The sequence below is a fragment of the Allobosea sp. GW823-FHT02B03 genome, from assembly GCF_058797755.1.
In genome coordinates this window covers 346,133-362,109 of sequence record NZ_JBXAJY010000006.1, presented here as the reverse complement: position 1 = coordinate 362,109, position 15,977 = coordinate 346,133, and the positions used below count along the sequence as shown (strand labels likewise).

Sequence of the window (15,977 nt, the reverse complement as noted above, 5' to 3'; positions counted from 1 at the left end):
GGAGACAATCATGCGCGAACCCGATTCCGATGCCGCAAGCCCGCTGTCCTGGCAGGTCACGGGCATGGATTGCGCGAGCTGCGCGGCGAAGATTCGCAGTGCCGTCGAGCGCCTGCCCGGCGTCAGCGATGTCCGGCTCTCGGTGATGTCGGAGACTTTGTCGCTCTCGCTCGCCTCCGGCGGGACGACGGCGGCGGAGGTCGAGCGCCGCGTCGCCGGCCTCGGCTATGCCCTGGCACCGGCCAAGCCCGCGGCTGCGCCGAAGGCGGCCGATTCGTGCGGCTGTGGCCATGATCACGGGCACGCCAGGCCCGGCCACGAGGCCGGTCACCAGCATGCGTCGCACGATGGGCACGAGCACGCGCATGATCATGAGCACTCTCATGAAGGCCACGCGCATTCGCATGGCGACACGGGCAAGGAGGCCAATGCTAAGGCCGATGCCGGGCACGGCCTGCCCGGCCATGTCCATGAGGTGACGCCGGACGGCATGAGCTGGTACCAGACCGGCAAGGGCCGGCTGGTGTTGCTCACCGGAACCCTGCTTGCCGGCGCCTGGCTGGCGAGCCTCGCCTGGCCGGCGGCTTCCTACTGGCTCTTCGTCGCCGCCTGTCTGATCGGCGTCGTGCCGGTGGCGCGGCGCGCCTTCGCTGCTGCTGCGGCCGGCGTGCCCTTCACCATCGAGATGCTGATGACGATCGCCGCCGCCGGCGCGCTCGTGATCGGTGCGGCCGAGGAGGCGGCGCTGGTCGTCTTCCTGTTCGCCGTTGGCGAGGTGCTGGAGGGTGTCGCCGCCGACCGCGCCCGCGCCTCGATCCGGGCGCTCGGCGACCTCGTGCCCAAGACCGCGCTGGTCGAGGAGAACGGCGTGACCCGTCAGGTCGATGCCGCCGCGCTGGCGATCGGCCAGATCGTGCTGATCCGCCCGGGCGACCGGGTCCCGGCCGATGGCGAGATCGTCTCCGGCATTTCCGGCATCGACGAGAGCCCGGTGACCGGCGAATCGGTGCCGAAGACCAAAGGCGTCGGCGATCCCGTCTTCGCCGGCTCGGTCAACCGCGAGGCGGCCTTGCGCGCCCGCGTCACCAAGGCGGCGCAGGACAACACCATTGCCCGCATCATCCGCCTGGTCGAGGAGGCGCAGGAGGCCCGCGCGCCGACCGAGCGCTTCATCGACCGGTTCTCGCGCATCTACATGCCGGCGATCGTGGCGCTCGCCATCGCGGTCGCCCTGGTGCCGCCGCTGTTCTTCGGCGGCGAATGGGCGGTCTGGATCTATCGCGCGCTGGCGCTGCTGCTGATCGGCTGCCCCTGCGCCCTCGTCATCTCGGTGCCCGCTGCGATCGCCGCTTCGCTCTCGGCCGGCGCCCGGCAGGGCCTGCTGCTGAAGGGTGGCGTCGTCATCGAAGCCGCCGCCAAGACCGGCACGGTCGCCTTCGACAAGACGGGGACGCTGACCGAGGGCACGCCGCGCGTCACCGAGGTAGTGGCGCTGGGCCGGAGCGAGCGCGAGGTCGTCGAACTCGCCGCCGCGGTCGAGACCGGCTCGAGCCATCCGCTGGCGCAGGCGATCATCGCCCGGGCCGAGGCGCATCTCATCCCGGTACGGCCGGCAACCGAAGCCGCGGCCATTGCCGGGCAGGGCGTCACCGGCAAGCTCGACGGAGTCGCGATCTTCGTCGGCGCCCCCCGTCATGCCACGAGCCGCGCGACCTTCGACGCGACCGCGAAGGCTGCGGTCGAGCAGCTCGAATCCGACGGCAAGACGGTCGCTGCCGTCATCGCCGATGGCGTGCTCGCCGGGCTGATCGCGCTGCGCGACGAGCCGCGTGCCGATGCTGCGGCGGCGGTCGCCGAGCTCAAGGCGCTCGGCGTGCGCTCGGTGATGCTGACCGGCGACAATGCCCGCACCGGCGCGGCGATCGCCGGCGCGCTCGGCATGGACCACAGGGCCGAACTGATGCCCGACGACAAGGTCGCGGCGATCCGCGAGCTTTCGGAGCAGGCTCCGGTGATGATGGTCGGCGACGGCATCAACGACGCGCCGGCATTGGCTGCGGCCGGGATCGGCGTCGCAATGGGCTCCGGCACCGATGTCGCGCTCGAGACGGCGGATGGCGCCGTCCTGAAGAGCCGCGTCCGGGACATCGCGGCGATGATCCGGCTGGCGCGCGCCACCATGGCGAACATCCGCGTCAACATCGGGCTCGCGCTCGGGTTGAAGGCGGTGTTCCTGGTCACCAGCGTGCTCGGCTACACCGGGCTTTGGGTCGCGATCCTCGCCGATACCGGCGCGACCGTGCTGGTCACCGCGAATGCGCTGCGGCTGCTGCGCTTCGACGCCGGCAAGACGAGCTGAGGGGACTTGCGATGAGCGGCATGGAGATCGCCAGCTATCTTATGGTCGTGGTCTATGTGATCAGCTTCCTCGCCATGAGCGCGATCCTGGCGAAGGAGGCCGGCCGCCCGGTCTGGCTGTTCGGCAGAGGCGGCGAGAAGCAGGCCCTGCCGGCGCTCCTGTTCAAGCTCGCCTTTGCCGGGGCGGTGATCTGGCCACTGCTCCTCGCCGCCTTCGGCAATCCGGTCGCGAATGACCCGCTGCATGCCGCGCTGGACGGGCCCTGGTTCGATGTGCTCGGCCATCTCCTCGTCGTCATCGGCGCCTGCGTCGCGCTTTTGTCGCAGCGCTATATGGGCACCTCCTGGCGCATCGGCGCGGCCGAGGGCGAGCAGGGCGCGATCGTCGACAGCGGCCCCTTCGCGATCTCGCGCAACCCGGTCTTCCTCGGTCAGGCGCTGCTGTTCATCGGCCTGTTCATCGTTCTGCCGAGCCTGATCCAGGCCGGCCTCACCCTCGCTCTGCTGATCGCGATCCGCCTGCAGGTCGCGATCGAGGAACGCGTGCTCGCCGCTTCGCTCGGCCAGCCCTATCTCGCCTATCGCGCCCGGGTGCGGCGCTGGCTCGGCGTCACCAGGCAGTTGCCGGCATGACGACCTCCAGCAACGTCGTCGGCATCCTCGCCGTCAGCGCACTCGCCGCCGGCCTCGATCAGGCCAGCAAATGGCTGATGCTGGCCGTCGTCATGGACCCGCCGCGGGTGATCGAACTGGCGCCCTTCCTCAACCTGCGGCTCGGCTTCAACACCGGCATCAGCTTCGGCATGTTCCGCGACACGCTGGAGCGCTGGCCTGAAGTGCTCGGGCTGTTCAAGCTCGCGGTCGGCCTCGGACTCATCGTCTGGGCAGCGCTGTCGCGGCACCGGTTCGAGCGCATCGGCCTAGCCCTGATTGCCGGCGGCGCCTTCGGCAATGCGCTCGACCGCTGGCGGCAGGGCGCCGTCACCGATTTCCTCGACCTGCATTGGGGCGACTGGCACTGGCCGACCTTCAACGGCGCCGACATCGCGATCACGCTCGGCGTCATGCTGATGCTATTCGCCAGCCTGCCGCTCGCCGACCGCTTTGCCGGCCCGGGCGCCGCACCGCAGAAGACCGAGCCGGAGGCATCGCGGTGATCGCGAACTGGCTGTCCCGGCTCGGCAGCGCCCTCGGCGATGGCAGGGTACGCCCGCATCTGCTCTCGCGAGGGACGGTGCTCCGCGCCATCGCAATCGCGGCCATCGGCCTCGGCCCCTTCATCTATCTCGGCACTGTCCATCGGGAGCCGGTCGCCCAGCGCGCCGATATCGGCATCGTGCATCCCTGGTCGCGCGGCGCCGCCCGTGCCGGCGAGCAGTACCCGATCTATGCCAGCTTCGAGAACGGTGGCCGCGTGCTCGACCGGCTGATCGCGGTCGAGACGCCCTTGGCGCGCCTGGCCGTGATGAAGGAGCTCGACCGCAGCAGCGGTGTGGTCAGGCCGATCGAGCTCGACGAGCTCGCCATCCCCGGCAACAGCAGGCTCTCGCTCCGACCCGGCGTCCAACAGATCACGCTCGTCGGGCTGAAGCAGGCGATCGAGCCCGGGGCGACGATCCCCGTCACCTTCGTCTTTTCCCGGGCCGGGCGTGTGACGACGCAGGTGCAGGTCGAGAATCTCGGGCAGTCGGAGCACGCCGACCATTCCTGAGGTCGGTGCGGCGCGCAGGGAGCATGGAGCAGGGCATGGCGGCAGGGCATTCCCATGGCGGCAGCGCGAAGGGCGGAACCGCGGCAGGCCGCCACAAGTCGCGCCTGGCGGCGGCGCTGGCGCTGACCGCGAGCTTCATGGTGGCCGAAGTGGTCGGCGCTCTCTGGACGGGCAGCCTCGCGCTGCTTGCCGACGCCGCACATATGCTGACCGATGCCGGCGGCCTCGCTCTGGCGCTGATCGCGATCCGCTTCGCCGAGAAGCCGGCGACGCCGCAGCGCAGCTATGGCTATGTCCGCATGGAGATACTCTCGGCGCTGGCCAACGCCGTCGTCCTGCTCCTGCTGACCGTCTACATCCTCTACGAGGCCTATCAGCGCTTCCTGAACCCGCCGCCCATTCTCGGCGGCCCGATGCTGGCGGTCGCGGCCCTTGGGCTGATCGTCAACCTGATCAGCATGAAGCTGCTCGCCGGCGGCTCCTCCGAGAGCCTGAACGTCAAGGGCGCCTATTTCGAGGTGCTGAGCGACATGCTCGGCTCGCTCGGCGTCATCGTCGCCGCGGTGGTGGTGATGGCGACCGGCTGGACCCTGGCCGACCCGATCGTCGGCGCCGGCATCGGCCTCTTCATCGTACCGCGGACCTGGAACCTGCTCCGGCAGGCCGTCCACATCCTGATGGAAGGCACGCCGCCGGAGATCGACATGGCCCTGCTCGAGAAATCGCTGCTCGGCCTGCCCGGCGTCACGGCCGTCCACGACCTCCATGTCTGGACGCTGACCTCGGGGCTGGATGCGATGAGCGGTCATGTCGTCGTCGCCGACATGACCGATGCGCGCCCCGTCCTCGTCGCGGCCGGGACGCTGCTCGCCGACGAGTTCGGGCTGAAGCACACGACGATCCAGATCGAGGACGAGGCGATCCGCCGGACCGAGGGTCACGAGCAGCGCCTCTAGAGCCGGCTCCGAGCTACCGCAATTCCGACACAGGCAGAGCCGAAAGCCGAACCATGGAATCGTTCATCGCCGCCCTGGTCTCGCTCCTGATCCTCAATCCGATCCAGAGCGCGATCACCAGCCAGCTTTCGGCGCTCGGCATTCCCCGCGACAGTGCCGAGAAGGTCGCGGCCTGCGCGCGCGCCGCCACACCCGCCATCGTGACGCGCGTCGGCGATAACCCGGGCTGGGCGATCGGTCAGGTCGTCCGCTTCTGGACCGGAGCGGCGAGCCCGGTGATCGTGCTCGTCGAGATCGCGCCGCAATGCGCCGGCGCCGTCGAGACGGCCAAGCGCGCGATCGCGCGCCCGGTCTGACGCCTCAAGGCGTTGCTGCGGCTTGCGCTCACGGCCGGTCCGGGCGCGGCGGAAGCTTTCCTTAGGGTTGATGGCAAGGAAAGAAATATCAATGGAATCTGAATCTTAGATGTAGAATCGCGCCCTCCGGTTTTGCGCCATCGCAAGCCGGGCCTGCCAGAAACGCTCCCGACAAGGAGAGCGTGATGACAAGCAGGCGGAACTGGATCGGAGCGGCGTTCCTCGCCGTCGCGGCGATGGGCCTGGCCTCGACGGCCAAGGCTGCGGGCACGACCGATCTCGCCCATCTCCATGCCGGCGAGCCGTCGCGCGCGCCGATCGGCTGGGCGCAGTTCTGCGCCGACAACCCCAGCGATTGCCGGGTCTCGCACTCGCCGGCCAGTGCGGCGCGTCTCGACGACCGGTCGTGGAGCGAGCTGCTCGCGGTCAATCTGAAATACAACAAGGCGATCGAGCCGATCACCGACCAGGACCAGTTCGGCGTCATCGAGAACTGGGGCTATGCCACGAGCGGCAAGGGCGATTGCGAGGACTACGTCCTCGAGAAGCGCCGCGAGCTGATCCGCAGGGGCTGGCCGATGTCGGCGCTGCTGATCACGGTGGTGATCGACAAGGAAGGCGGCGGCCATGCCGTCCTCACCGTGGTCACCGACCGCGGCGAGTTCATCCTCGACAACCAGACCGACAAGGTTCTGCCCTGGTCGAAATCCGGGCTGACCTTCATCCGGCGCCAGTCGCCCGAGGATCAGAATGTCTGGCTCGATCTCGGCCGCTTCCTCGGGCGTCCCGATGTCGTGACTGCGGCGATCGCGGGCGCGCATTAGCACCCGCGACGGCCCCGCTCGATTCAGCGCCCGGCCAGGAGTGGCGCCAGGATCGCGTCGAACTGTTCGATCGTCAGCGCGCCGACATGCTTCTCGCCATTGACGAAGAAGGTCGGCGTGGCGTCGACGCCAAAACCCTTGCCGCGTTCGGAAACCTGCCTGATGCCCTGGTAGAGGTCCTCGCGCTTCAGGCAGGCCTCGACGCCATCCTTGCCCATGCCGGCCTGGCGCATCGCCTGGGTCAGCCCGTCCAGCGGCTTGTCGGAATGGGCCCAGCCTTCCTGCGTCTTGTAGAACATGTCGACCACCGCATACCATTTGTCCTCGCCGGCACAGCGCGCGAGCAGGAAGCCGGCCATGGCCAGCGGATCGAGCGGGAATTCGCGGATGATGAAGCGGACCTTGCCGCTGTCGACATACTTCGCCTTGAAGTCCGGCCAGGTCTTTGTGTGGAAGTTCATGCAGTGATGGCAGGTGAGCGAGGCATATTCGATCACCGTCACCGGCGCATCGGCCGCTCCGAAGATCTTCTCCGGCAGCGGGCCGGGTTCGAGCAGTCCGGAAGGGCCTTGTGCGAGCGCTGTCGCTGACAACGAGCCGGCGAGGCCGAAGGCGATGGACTGGAGGGCGAGGCGGCGGTCGAGCATGGCGTTGATTCCCGGTGGCTCGGGCCGGTCTGCGACCTCTAGTGATGTCAGGGTCAAGAGGGGAAAGGTTGCGCCCGGGCTGCCGCCGCTTCACGAAATTGTCAGTGGAACCTCGACCGGCATGAGCTTGCAGGGTCGCGGGGCGCCCGTTCACCAGCCGTTAGCGATACGCCCCGACAATCCCGCAATGTCCATCCGCTCCCTCGCCCGGAACCTTCGCCGTCATGCGCTGCTCCTCGCCGGAGCGGTGCTTCTGTCATCTTGCGTGGCGATGGAGGGCGACGACCGCCATCTCCAGCCGCTCCCGGTCGCGTTGGTCTCGCAGATGTCGGCCAAGGGGATGACGCAGGCCGACCCGATCCTGATCCGCATCTTCAAGAAGGAGAGCGAGCTCGAGGTCTGGAAGCGCGACCGCTCGGGCCGCTATGCGCTGCTGAAGACCTATCCGATGTGCCGCTGGTCGGGCCAGCTCGGCCCGAAGAAGCGTGAGGGCGATCGCCAGGCGCCGGAAGGGTTCTATACGGTCACCGCCGAGCTGATGAACCCGAAGTCGCAGTTCTATCTTTCCTTCAACCTCGGCTATCCCAATGCGCTGGAGCAGGCTCAGGGCTTCACCGGCTCGGCGCTGATGGTCCATGGCGCCTGCACCTCGGCCGGCTGCTATGCGATGACCGATGACGGCGTCACCGAGATCTACGGCCTCGCCCGCGAGGCCTTCGTCGGCGGCCAGCGCAGCTTCCAGGTCCAGGCCATGCCCTTCCGCATGACGCCGGAGAACATGGCGGCGCATCGCAACAATCCGAACATCGCCTTCTGGCGCAATCTCAAGGAAGGCTACGATCACTTCGAGGCGACCCGTCGCCCGCCCCGCCTCGGCTATTGCGAGCGCCGTTACGTCTTCGATCCGGCCGAGGGCGCCGGCCCCTTCGTGCCGGGCGCTGCCTGCCCAATCTACGAGGTCGAGCAGGAGAGCCGCGATCTCGTCGCCCAGAAGCGTACGCGCGACGAGGAGCGCACCGCCGGGCTGATCGCCTCCGGCACGCCGGCGATGAGCTATGCGCTGCGCGATGGCGGCATGCATGAGAGCTTCCGCAGCCTGCTCAGGAAGATGGGGCCGGAGCGGATGCAGACCATGGTCGCCGGCAAGGTCGAGATCAGCAATCCCGACGCCGCGCTGGCCGACCCCTTCGTCGCCGATCCCGGGGATCGCGCACAGTTCACCGGCTCCCTGCCGGCCCGGTAAGGCGCGCACTGGCCGCGTTTCACGCCGGCCATCGCACCGGGTGCGACGCTAGGCCGGTTTGATTTCGCCGCGGAGCTTGCCAAGAAGCGGGCAACGGCCGCGCGCCGATCTTGCAGGAATCCCCGATGCCGATCCTTCGCTGGATACGTTACACCGCCTGGACGGCACTCGCCGTCGTCGTCTTCGTCGCCGCTGCGATCCTGCTCGGCTGGTGGCGGGTCGACGGGCCGGGCGCACCGGGCCGGCCGGTTCAGACCGCCGGCGCGCCGATCGATGTCGGCGGGCCGTTCAGCCTCGTCGACCATAACGGCCGCAGGGTCACCGACGCCGATTTCCGCGGTAAGCCGATGCTGGTCTTCTTCGGCTTCACCCATTGCCCGGAGGTCTGCCCGACGACGCTGCTGGACCTCACCAACCAGCTCAAGGCGCTCGGTCCCGAGGCCGAGCGGCTGCAGGTGCTCTTCATCACCGTCGATCCCGAGCGCGATACCCCGGCTCAGCTCGCACTCTATCTCCAGTCCTTCGATCCGCGGATCGTCGGTCTCTCCGGCACGGTCGAGGAGGTCGAGGCGGCGGTGAAGGCCTACAAGGCCTATGCCCGGAAGATTCCGACCGAGGACAGCTACACCATGGACCACACCGCCTCGGTCTATGTGATGGACGCCGCGGGCCGCTTCCGCACCCTGATCGACTATCATGAGGAAGCGCAGGCGGCTCAGGCCAAGATCCGGCTGGTCCTGAAGTGAGGCGAGCCGGCTTTGTCTGGGCGCGCCGGGCAGGGTAGACTTCGCTTCATGCCTTCGCTCAGCCTGCGCATCGACGTCGCCCCGGAGACCCGCATCGGGCCGGGCAAGATCGAACTGCTCGAGAAGATCGCCGCCTTCGGCTCGATCTCCGCGGCGGGGCGCGAAATGGGCATGTCCTATCGGCGTGCCTGGGATCTCGTCGAGGATCTCAACCGCGTCTTCGGCAAGCCGATGGTCGAGCGCCAGGTCGGCGGCAAGAGCGGCGGCGGCGCCCATCTGACGGCGCTCGGCCTCGCCCTGGTCTCGCAGTACCGCGCCATCGAGCAGGCGGCGGCCGAGGCGGCCCGTCCGCATCTCGCGGCGCTGCAGGCCGAGGTCGAGAAGCCGGCCGGCCCAGCGGCGGCCGAGGATGCGCTGGAGCGCCCAGCGCGGGCCGTCCGCGAGTAGAGCCGGGCAACATGGCAGCCGCCGCTGCCGGCACCCGGTGCAGCTCCGATCCCGCCCGGCTCAATGCGTCGCGAAGCGCCAGATGAGATTGCCGGTGATCGCATGGTTCTGGGCGCGCGAGCCGACCTGGCCGCGATAGGCGATGCCGAGGTTGAGATCGGCCGAGGCCTGCCAGTCCAGCTTCGCCTCGGCGACGAGCGCATTGCGGTCGATCGGCAGCCCCGCCACGGCGAAGGCCGAAGTGCCGCCGGCGAACGCCATCAACCGCTCCGGCCGGACATCGCCATAGGCGTGCTGCCAGCCGATCATGCCCTTGAGCGTGAGCGGCAGGTCGGCGAACAGCTGCATCTCGGCGCGCAGGCCGAGCGTCGTCGTCGCCAGGTCCTGGTCCTGGCCGGCGCCGCCCAGCGCCGCGATGCCGCCGCGCTCGCGGAAGGTATTGCTGTGCAGGCGCATGATCGAAGCCCCGATGAACGGCTCCAGCGCCGTCCGGCCGAGGCCGAAGCGATAGCCGAGCTCGCCGAAGGCCTGCAGCGTCGAGCCGTCATAGGAGGCGGTGAGCCTGTCGCTCAGGCCGGGCAGGAGGACGGTGCGGCTGGTGTCGATATCGTGCCAGGCATAGGCGGCGCCGAGCCGCAGCGAGACCGGCCCCCATTGCCCGGAGCCGTAGATCGCGCCGAAGATGCTCTCGTTCGTGCCGGAGGAGAGCCGGCCCGTCACGTCGAAGCTGCTGCGCGCGAAGCCGCCGGCGAGGCCGATGCGGAAGGCGTCGCCGACCGGCGTGTCGGCGCCGAGAACGAAGCCGCCGGTCGAGGTCTTGAGCCCGGCGGCGTTGCCGTCCGTGCCGATGCGGCCCCAGGAGCCGAAACCTTCGCCCCAGAGTGCGTGGTTGCGCACGGTTGGCGCCACCGCGACCTCGGCCGGCCGTGGCGAACGGCCGGGCAGGTCCGCTGCGTAAGCGGCGCCGTAGTCGCCTTGGGCGAGCGCCGGCAGGGTCGACAGGCCCGGGGTCGGCTCGCGCAGGCGGCTAAGAATGCTGGTCTGCACCTGCCGCGCCTGGTCGTAGCTCACCGTCCCGCTCGAGGCGTGCACCTCGCCCGACAGCGCCGCGAAGGCCTGGCCGCCCTGGGCGACCGGGACGTTGGCGACCGGGGTGACGAGGCCGCCGAGATTGCCGCTGGCGGCGATGGCATCGAGCTCCGCCGCCACGGCCTTCTGGTTGTAGGTCCAGGCGGCCGGGCTGAAGGCGTTCGCCGGGAGGATCAGCGAGACATGGAGGTTGTGGCGGTCGATCGAGAGCGCGGGCTTCAGGAAGCCCGGCCCGCCGGTGACCGCGTCGAAACGGACCTCGCCGCCATCCTCGTTGGTGATCAGCGTGTAGCGGGTGCCGGGCGTGTAGACGCCGGCCTCGGGCACGATGGCGAGCGTGCCGGCATTGATCTGGAGCCGGTTGCCGGCGCCGACCACGCTGATCCGGTCGCTCCGGCCGTCCGGGTTGATCTCCATCTCGAGCGTGCCGGCGGTCAGGGTGAGGTTGCCGTTGACGGTGATCTGGCCGATCGAGTTGCCCGGCGCGATCGTGCCGCCCTGATTGTCGATATTGCCGACGACGTTGCCGGCGCCGGCAAGGGTGCCCTTGCTTTCGATGATGACATTGCTGGTCAGCGGGCCGTTCACGGCGAGCGTGCCGCCCTTGATCGTCGTGCCGCCGCCGACGCTGTTGCTCCCGGTCAGGCTGACCCTGCCGGTGCCGTCCTTGACCAGCCTGCCCGGCCCGAACATCGTCCCGGCAAAGGTGCCGTCGAAATCCTGGGCGAAGACCAGATTGTCCTCGTTCTGGATCGTGCCCTGCAGGCTTCGGGTATTGCCGCGCAAGGTGCCGTTATAGATTTTGGTGCCGCCGGTGTAGGTGTTGGTACCTCCGAAAGTGATCGTGCCGGGTTTGCCAGGCATGTCGATGATCACCGCCCCCGTCCCAGATATGTCGCCGCGGGCGCTCCAGAAGGTCATCCCGTTCAGGTCGGGATTCTCAAAGTAGAGGCGCCCGTTGTTGACGATGTTGCCGTCAAGGAAGGATTTGACGCGCACGATGCCGTCTTCGATGATCGTGCCGCCGCTATGGGCGCCGCCGAAATAGACGGGGATGATCCCGAAAACCGCGGTGCCGGTTCCGGCTATGACGAGCGTGCCGGGGCCCTTCTTGACCAGGGTCCAACTGCCCGCGAGACGATCCCCCTCGGCAAAGCCGTTCTGGGGTCCGCCTTCGTCCAGAATGCCGCCGACGGTCTGCGTCTCGCCTGCTCCGGGCATGAAGGTCAGGGTGCCGCTGCCATGCAGGAACAGCGACTCGCCGAAACCGTCAAAGGCTCGGGTCGAGTCGACATTGTTGCCGCTGATGTTGCTGTTCCCCGCGACGGTCAGCTTTCCGCCGCTCTGGACGAAGATGGCACCGCCCATGCTCGCCCCGTAGCCACCCTGGTAGTCCGGAAAACCGCCGCCGAGCCCGCCCCAGGGGTTGCCCTTGCCGCCTCCCCAGCCCGGCTGTCCCGCGGAGGAGCCGTCGCGACCGGCGCCCGCACCGCCGCCATAGCCGCCATTGCCGCCGGTGTTGCGGTACGACCCGCCGCCGCCGCCGCCGAAGCTGCCATTGCCGCCCCGGAGCGTGACGTAGCCGTCGCCGCCGCCGGCCCGGCCGTAGCCACTATAGCTGCCGCTGCCATCCTCGCCGTTCGCATTCGCCGGGAGATAGCCTCCGCCGCCGCCGGCGCTGCCGAGACCGGACGCGGAATAGGGAATTCCGCCTTCGCCTCCGAAGGCACGGTTGGCTGTCATATAGACATTGGTTGCGAGCACCTGCGCATCCGAGGCGATGAAAAGCGCGCCGCCCATCCCCGCGCCGCCGCCACCACCGCCGCCGCCATTGCCGGCCCCGCCATGGCCGCCCTGAGCCAGGGCATGCTCGATTCTCAGATCCTTGAGGCCGATCGAGGCGGACTCGACGAACAGGCCGCGATACTGGTGGTTGCCGGACAGGGTGTTGCCCTGGCCGTTGATGAGCACGTCCTGCCGGATGATCGGCAGGTTGCTCTCGAGCGTGATTCCCTCCGTGAAGGTGATGGTGTCCCCGTGCGTGGCGCTGCTGATCGCGCTTCTCAGCGAGGCATCGTTGCGGACGAAGTACTCGGTGGCGACGGCCGGGCCGGCCAGCAGCGCCAGGAGGGCGCTGGAGGAGAGCAGCGCCTGGCGAAGCCGGGCGCAGGCTGGCCCGACACAGGCCGCGCTGCTTTCGCCATCGGGCGCCGAAGCGGGACCGGTCGACGCAGAGGCGTTCTGAAGCGAGCAGCGCATTGCGTGACCCCTGGTCGTGGTTCTCCGCCATCGGCCAAGCGGCAACGGAATGTCGCCACATCATAACCGGCATACGCCCCGAAGCTCCGGAAACCATTGGAAATGATTTGCTCGGGGTGGAATTTTGAAGATTAAATTCTCGTAATATCTCATTTGAGAAAGTTTATATTAGTAATTATTTCGCGCTGAAAGGCAATCATCTATATAATAGCTTGATTGATTATCTGCTTAAAGGTGCGGAATTTTGCGAAATTTGTATAATTTGTTCAATAAAGACCATGCCGATGGCGAGTCGGTGATTATTGCAGGACCTTCCCGCTGGTCGGGATCGAGGATCTCGGGTTCCGACGTTGCTCAAGCATGAGTTCGGTCAGGTCCGGGACATCCTGCTGAAGCTGGCTCTGCCGTTGCCGCGCGTGCGCGACTGCCCGGTCGCAACCAGGCCCTCGGTCAACGAAGCGTCAGGCCCGAAGGGATGCTCCCGAGCGATTCGCTCGTGGGCTTGCGATCTTCTGCGCTGCGATGCGTGCAGTTCTGACTGCCGTGTCGCCTGCGAGCCGTCCGCCTTGCAGCGCCGTCTGGAAAAGCGCTGCTTCGGCGCTGAGCCTGCGCAGCGCGAATCGAAAGGCCTGCGATGTCAGGAGAAGGATGAGCAGCGCCGCAGCGCTGGCCCGAAACCGTAGAAAAGCTGACGATCTTCGGGAGGAGGATGGTGGAGCCAGGCGGAATCGAACCGCCGACCTCTTGAATGCCATTCAAGCGCTCTCCCAACTGAGCTATGGCCCCACTGTCGCAGCCACCTTGGGGAGTGACTGGAATTCCTTTTGCACCGGCTCCGGGGAGCCCTGCGCTTCGTCGCGGCAGCGACGAAGCGCTCTATAGGCAGGCTTTCGCCGGGACACAAGCACGAATGTGAAGCGCGTCCCGCTTTTTCATTCGCGCCTGTGAAAAGGCGCCTCAGGCGTCCTCGTCGCCCTCGAGATCGCCGTCGATCAGGTCGGAGACGTCGTCGTCGCCTTCCTCGTCCTCTTCCAGGAAGGTGTCGTCGTCGTCGGCGCTGCTGCCGTCGTCCTCGATCTCGATGTCGTCCTCGCTGGTGACGACGGCTTCCTTCTCGGACGCTTCCGCATCGGCTTCGTCGAGCGAGACGAGCTCGACCGCGCCGTCGGCGGCCTCGGCCTCGTCCTCGTCATCGGCGGGTTTGGCGGCGACGGCCGCGGCGGCCTTCGCCTGCGGCTCGAACACCGAGCGCGGATAGGACTGCCCGGTATAGGGGGAAACGATCGGATCCTTGTCGAGATCGTAGAATTTACGGCCTGTCACGGGACAAACGCGCTTGGTGCCAAGTTCCGGTTTCGCCACGGCGTCGGACCTTCGAGTTACATGCGGAAGGGGTTCTGAAAAGCAGGGGCGTCCGTTAGTCGGGCCGGGCGCGCCTGTCAAATGCTGATTTCTCCTGCGCTGGCGGGCGGCCGGCGTGCCGCAGAACCGCCCGGCGGCCGGGCGCCGGCCCGGGGATGAAAAACGGCTCCCGCTTCCCCGCGTCATGCACTACAGCAGGAGGCGAAAAGCGGAACCGGCGCTGCCGAAGCCGGCTCCCCGAACCCCCGCCTGCCGAGAGCCCAGAGACGCCCGTGGTCCTGTCGCAACAGCCCTTTCCATCGCCGGCAATCGTCGGCCGCAACCTCGTGATCGCTGTCGATGGGCCGGCCGCTTCCGGCAAGGGCACGCTGGCGCGCCGGCTCGCTGCCCATTACGGCCTGCCTTATCTCGATACCGGCCTGCTCTACCGCATGGTGGCACGCGCCATGCTCGATGCCGGGCAGAGGCTGGAGGATGCGCAGGCCGCGGAGGCGACCGCTGCCGGCTTCGACGAGACGGGCTTCGACGAAGCCGCCCTGCGCGGCCGCGAGATCGGCGAGGCGGCTTCCGTCGTCGCCGCGATTCCCGGGGTGCGGCGGGCGCTGATCGACCGGCAGCGCCAATTCGCCGCGGCTCCGGGCGGGGCGGTGCTGGACGGGCGCGACATCGGCACGGTGATCTGTCCGCAGGCGACGGTGAAGCTCTTCGTCACGGCGACGCCTGAGGTCCGGGCCGCGCGCCGGCACAAGGAACTGGCTGGCCGCGGCGATACGGCTTCCTTCGAGGGCATCCTCGCCGATATCCGTCGGCGCGATGCCAGGGACAGCGGCCGTGGCGATGCGCCGCTGAAGGCGGCCGAGGACGCGATCCTGCTCGATACCTCGGCGCTCGGCGTCGACGAAGCCTTCGCCGCGGCCCTGTCGATCGTGGAGAAGCGTCGCGCAGCCTGACGACCAGAACCTGCTCCGGAGCAGTATCCGGAGCAGCCTCCGGGCGGGAAGCTGGATCACGTTTGCGGGAACCAGCGCCGGATTGCCCAGCTTTCATGCTTGGCGTCTCCGAAAACTCGGAGCAGACTTCCATCGCATTCGTTTGAAGCCGGCCTTCGCCCGAATCATCTTAGCGTTTCGGCGTTACGCTTCGACGACAGATGATGGAGGTGGCGATGCGGCGCTGGCTGTTCGGTCTCTTGAGTCTTTCGGCCGCGGCCTTTTGGCCCGCCACCGCACCGGATGCCCAGCCAGCGACAGCGCCGCCCGAGGAGGTCGATGTCGCGCTGGTCCTGGCGGTCGACGTCTCCTACTCGATGGATCTCGACGAGCTCGCTTTGCAGCGCAACGGCTATATCGAGGCCTTCCGCTCACGCCAGTTGCACGAGGCCATCGCCAAGGGCTCGATCGGCAAGATCGCGGTGACCTATTTCGAATGGGCCGGCGGCGACTTCCAGCACATCGTCAAGCCCTGGACGGTGATCGAGACGCCGCAATCGGCGATCGCCTTTGCCGAGGAGCTCGGCGAGGCTCCGACCCGGCGCGGCCGGCGGACCTCGATCTCCGGCGCTATCGATCTCAGCATGGCCCTGCTCGAGCAGAGCAATGTCGTCGCCCTGCGCCGCGTCATCGACATCTCCGGCGACGGCGCCAACAATGATGGCCGGCCGGTGACACAGGCGCGCGACGCCGCCCGCGACAAGGGCATCTCGATCAACGGGCTGCCGGTGATGCTGAAGGCGGCGAGCTATTTCGACATCGACAATCTCGACGTCTATTACGAGGACTGCGTCATCACCGGCGTCGGCGCCTTCGTCATCCCGATCCGCGAGCGCCACCAGTTCGTCGACGCGACCCGCATCAAGCTGGTCCGCGAGATCGCCGAGGTCCCCGCCGGCGAGGCGCTGATCCAGAAGACGCAGTCCCGCCCGCCGCGGGTCGGCTGCATGGCCGGCGAACGGCAATGGCGCGACCGCATGGGCAATTGAA

Annotated in this window: 15 protein-coding genes and 1 tRNA gene; 12 read left to right on the top strand and 4 right to left on the bottom strand. The window is 68.1% G+C overall.

The annotated features are described in order from the left end of the window. Positions 1–10 precede the first annotated feature (10 nt). The 7 genes from AC1REK_RS21905 to AC1REK_RS21875 all read left to right on the top strand — a co-directional run bounded on the left by AC1REK_RS21905 (position 11) and on the right by AC1REK_RS21875 (position 6,205). Positions 11–2,359: a heavy metal translocating P-type ATPase gene (locus AC1REK_RS21905; protein ID WP_492270204.1), complete on the top strand. Its 2,349-nt coding sequence runs from the start codon at positions 11–13 to the stop codon at positions 2,357–2,359. A gap of 11 nt (positions 2,360–2,370) precedes the next feature. Next, positions 2,371–2,991 (top strand): methyltransferase family protein, encoded by a 621-nt coding sequence (locus AC1REK_RS21900; RefSeq protein ID WP_492270205.1) that lies wholly within the window; start codon positions 2,371–2,373, stop codon positions 2,989–2,991. Then, a complete protein-coding gene (lspA, locus tag AC1REK_RS21895) occupies positions 2,988–3,515 on the top strand; it encodes a signal peptidase II (protein ID WP_492270206.1) in 528 nt (175 codons plus the stop codon). The genes AC1REK_RS21900 and lspA overlap by 4 nt, the downstream gene beginning before the upstream one ends. Further along, the gene (locus AC1REK_RS21890; protein WP_492270207.1) at positions 3,512–4,069 is read left to right on the top strand and encodes a copper chaperone PCu(A)C; all 558 of its coding nucleotides are present in this window, start codon (positions 3,512–3,514) and stop codon (positions 4,067–4,069) included. Before lspA ends, AC1REK_RS21890 begins: the two co-directional genes overlap by 4 nt. A 35-nt stretch (positions 4,070–4,104) precedes the next feature. After that, on the top strand, positions 4,105–5,025 hold the full coding sequence (locus AC1REK_RS21885) for a cation diffusion facilitator family transporter (RefSeq protein ID WP_492270208.1): 921 nt from the start codon (positions 4,105–4,107) through the stop codon (positions 5,023–5,025). Between the two features lie 53 nt (positions 5,026–5,078). Continuing rightward, complete coding sequence (locus tag AC1REK_RS21880) at positions 5,079–5,381, top strand: hypothetical protein (protein ID WP_492270209.1); 303 nt, start codon at positions 5,079–5,081, stop codon at positions 5,379–5,381. Positions 5,382–5,566: 185 nt separating this feature from the next. Continuing rightward, positions 5,567–6,205 carry a transglutaminase-like cysteine peptidase gene (locus AC1REK_RS21875; RefSeq protein ID WP_492270210.1) on the top strand — a complete coding sequence of 213 codons (639 nt, stop codon included), beginning with the start codon at positions 5,567–5,569 and terminating at the stop codon, positions 6,203–6,205. 23 nt (positions 6,206–6,228) lie between these two features. Here AC1REK_RS21875 and AC1REK_RS21870 read toward each other — a convergent pair whose 3' ends face one another. Next, on the bottom strand, positions 6,229–6,852 hold the full coding sequence (locus AC1REK_RS21870) for a DsbA family protein (protein ID WP_492270211.1): 624 nt from the start codon (positions 6,850–6,852) through the stop codon (positions 6,229–6,231). A gap of 187 nt (positions 6,853–7,039) precedes the next feature. On the opposite strand from AC1REK_RS21870, the gene AC1REK_RS21865 reads away from it, so the two are divergent. The 3 genes from AC1REK_RS21865 (at position 7,040) to AC1REK_RS21855 (ending at position 9,288) form a co-directional block, all read left to right on the top strand. Beyond that, on the top strand, positions 7,040–8,095 hold the full coding sequence (locus tag AC1REK_RS21865; RefSeq protein ID WP_492270212.1) for a L,D-transpeptidase family protein: 1,056 nt from the start codon (positions 7,040–7,042) through the stop codon (positions 8,093–8,095). A 125-nt stretch (positions 8,096–8,220) separates the two neighbouring features. Beyond that, positions 8,221–8,841, top strand: a complete 621-nt coding sequence (locus AC1REK_RS21860) for an SCO family protein (protein WP_492270213.1) — start codon at positions 8,221–8,223, stop codon at positions 8,839–8,841. 48 nt (positions 8,842–8,889) lie between these two features. Continuing rightward, positions 8,890–9,288, top strand: a complete 399-nt coding sequence (locus AC1REK_RS21855; protein ID WP_327524385.1) for a winged helix-turn-helix domain-containing protein — start codon at positions 8,890–8,892, stop codon at positions 9,286–9,288. Positions 9,289–9,348: 60 nt separating this feature from the next. Here AC1REK_RS21855 and AC1REK_RS21850 read toward each other — a convergent pair whose 3' ends face one another. The 3 genes from AC1REK_RS21850 to AC1REK_RS21840 all read right to left on the bottom strand — a co-directional run bounded on the left by AC1REK_RS21850 (position 9,349) and on the right by AC1REK_RS21840 (position 13,998). Further along, on the bottom strand, positions 9,349–12,636 hold the full coding sequence (locus tag AC1REK_RS21850; protein WP_492270214.1) for an autotransporter outer membrane beta-barrel domain-containing protein: 3,288 nt from the start codon (positions 12,634–12,636) through the stop codon (positions 9,349–9,351). 710 nt (positions 12,637–13,346) lie between these two features. Continuing rightward, positions 13,347–13,422 (bottom strand) — tRNA-Ala (locus AC1REK_RS21845). A gap of 171 nt (positions 13,423–13,593) precedes the next feature. After that, entirely contained in the window at positions 13,594–13,998 is a 405-nt protein-coding gene (locus AC1REK_RS21840; RefSeq protein ID WP_316021037.1) for a TIGR02300 family protein, read from the bottom strand. Between the two features lie 308 nt (positions 13,999–14,306). Here AC1REK_RS21840 and cmk point away from each other — a divergent pair, with 308 nt between their 5' ends. Further along, complete coding sequence (gene cmk / locus AC1REK_RS21835; RefSeq protein WP_327524397.1) at positions 14,307–14,948, top strand: (d)CMP kinase; 642 nt, start codon at positions 14,307–14,309, stop codon at positions 14,946–14,948. 215 nt (positions 14,949–15,163) lie between these two features. Beyond that, a complete protein-coding gene (locus AC1REK_RS21830) occupies positions 15,164–15,976 on the top strand; it encodes a DUF1194 domain-containing protein (RefSeq protein ID WP_492270215.1) in 813 nt (270 codons plus the stop codon). The last annotated feature ends 1 nt before the right edge of the window (position 15,977 follow it).

Bases quoted from the DNA above. Each gene is read 5' to 3' on its own strand.
- AC1REK_RS21905 (WP_492270204.1), top strand. From the start codon at position 11: ATGCGCGAACCCGATTCCGATGCCGCAAGCCCGCTGTCCTGGCAGGTC.
- lspA (WP_492270206.1), top strand. From the start codon at position 2,988: ATGACGACCTCCAGCAACGTCGTCGGCATCCTCGCCGTCAGCGCACTC.
- AC1REK_RS21860 (WP_492270213.1), top strand. From the start codon at position 8,221: ATGCCGATCCTTCGCTGGATACGTTACACCGCCTGGACGGCACTCGCC.
- AC1REK_RS21880 (WP_492270209.1), top strand. From the start codon at position 5,079: ATGGAATCGTTCATCGCCGCCCTGGTCTCGCTCCTGATCCTCAATCCG.
- AC1REK_RS21830 (WP_492270215.1), top strand. From the start codon at position 15,164: ATGCGGCGCTGGCTGTTCGGTCTCTTGAGTCTTTCGGCCGCGGCCTTT.
- AC1REK_RS21900 (WP_492270205.1), top strand. From the start codon at position 2,371: ATGAGCGGCATGGAGATCGCCAGCTATCTTATGGTCGTGGTCTATGTG.
- AC1REK_RS21875 (WP_492270210.1), top strand. From the start codon at position 5,567: ATGACAAGCAGGCGGAACTGGATCGGAGCGGCGTTCCTCGCCGTCGCG.
- AC1REK_RS21855 (WP_327524385.1), top strand. From the start codon at position 8,890: ATGCCTTCGCTCAGCCTGCGCATCGACGTCGCCCCGGAGACCCGCATC.
- AC1REK_RS21850 (WP_492270214.1), bottom strand. From the start codon at position 12,636: ATGCGCTGCTCGCTTCAGAACGCCTCTGCGTCGACCGGTCCCGCTTCG.
- AC1REK_RS21885 (WP_492270208.1), top strand. From the start codon at position 4,105: ATGGCGGCAGGGCATTCCCATGGCGGCAGCGCGAAGGGCGGAACCGCG.
- AC1REK_RS21865 (WP_492270212.1), top strand. From the start codon at position 7,040: ATGTCCATCCGCTCCCTCGCCCGGAACCTTCGCCGTCATGCGCTGCTC.
- AC1REK_RS21870 (WP_492270211.1), bottom strand. From the start codon at position 6,852: ATGCTCGACCGCCGCCTCGCCCTCCAGTCCATCGCCTTCGGCCTCGCC.